Raw genomic sequence first — 1575 nt, forward strand, 5'->3', positions numbered from 1 at the left:
TAGAAGACCTCGATGCGCCGACCGAGCACGGCCTGCAGGTTGCGCATGGCGTAGATGTAGCGCTGACCGTCGTCGAGGGAGTCCCAACGTGCGGCGTCGTCGGACCAGTTGTAGGCGGCCAGCACCACGCCGCCCTCGCTGCCCTCGACCCGGTGGGAGGGGTAGTAGGTGAACCGGTTGGGGTTGTCGGTGGCCGACCCGCCGCCGACGACGCCGGTGGCCGGGCGGTCGGCGGGACCGATCAGCGGCAGCGCGCGGTTGTAGCGCAGCTGGTCGTCGGGGATCAGCGACTCGTCCACGCTCGGGTGCGCGCCGAGCAGACCGGTCGCCGTCGTGCCCATCCGCTGCGGGGTGGAGTAGGCGGCGTTCTCGTCGTCCTCGTCCAGGCCGCGGTAGAACGCGTGCAGGTCCGGCCGGACGGCGTCCAGCTCGCGCCGCCAGTCGTCCTCGGTGAACTCCCACCAGCGCTGGGAGAACTCCAGCAGCACCTTGGTGGCCTGGTCGTAGTGCATCTCGATGATCGCGCGGCGCTTCTTGTACGACAGCTGCGGGGTGATGTCGACGAATCGCAGGCTGGAGAACGGGATCGTGACGATGGCGAAGTCCGCCGTCCAGTCGGTCTTCGGTCCCTGCGGGGCGTCCTCCCGCGTCGTCTGCACGGCCACGGCCGGTCCGTCGGGACCGACCAGGGTGCCCCCGGCGTCGTCGCGGCGCGGGTCCCAGTACTCGATGCCGATCACCCGCTCCCCGAGCACGACCCGCTCGCCCAGCTCCTGGTGCAGCTCGTCGGGCAGGCGCCAGCTTCCACCCGGGATCTCCCAGTACGTGGCGTCGGGGTTGATGTCGCTGCGCCCGAGGAAGCTGTGGAAGAACGACAGGTGCAGCCGGGACGTCATGTTCTCGATCGTGCCGATCGCCTCGATCGCCTCGTCGCTCAACCCGGCCCGCTCCCGCAGGAACCGGCCCATCGAGTAGCCGTCGAAGTCGCGGATCACCCGCGCCCACCCGTCCAGCCACTCCGGGAACGGCTTGTTCCGCCGCTTGCCTTCCACGACCTCGGAGAAGTAGTCGCGGACCTCGTCCAGCGCCTCGTGCACCAGGCGGCCGGCGGTGACCCGGACCTCGTCGCCGGTGAGGTGGAAGCCCTCGTTGATCGCGCTCGGGTCGGTGGCGTAGTCGACCCGCCGGACCTGCGTGCCGTTGGTGCGGATCCAGGCGCGGTCCACCTTGGCCGGCGGGCTGATCGGGTCGGGCGGATCGGCGTCGGGCGGCCAGGTGTCACCGGTGAACGAGGTGTAGAACACCGGCGGCGCCTCGACCTCAGGATCGGCGTCGGGGTCGATGTCGACGTTGAAGAACAACCGGCGTCCCAGGCCGAGCTTGTCGACCAGGCCGAGGGTGAGCGGGTGGAAGTCGGGCAGGCGCATGGCCCCGGCCTCGCCGTACTGCTTGTCGCAGGCGAACGCGGGGTGGTTGCGGTCGGTGGTGCGGAACGTCTTGAGCCGGCCGCCCACGCGGTAGCAGTTGGCCTCCAGCACGGTGACGAGGTGCCCGGCGACCACCAGCAGCATGGCC

1 protein-coding gene is annotated in these 1575 nt (G+C 70.4%); it reads right to left on the reverse strand.

What is annotated here, in order from left to right; genetic code table 11:
- Positions 1-1562, reverse strand: a 1562-nt coding sequence (locus AB0G02_RS39410; RefSeq protein ID WP_360805386.1) for an FAD-dependent oxidoreductase, incomplete at its 3' end; no start/stop codon positions are given.
- Positions 1563-1575 lie beyond the last annotated feature (13 nt).

The sequence above is a fragment of the Actinosynnema sp. NPDC023658 genome (assembly GCF_040639995.1).
Classification (GTDB): domain Bacteria; phylum Actinomycetota; class Actinomycetes; order Mycobacteriales; family Pseudonocardiaceae; genus Actinosynnema.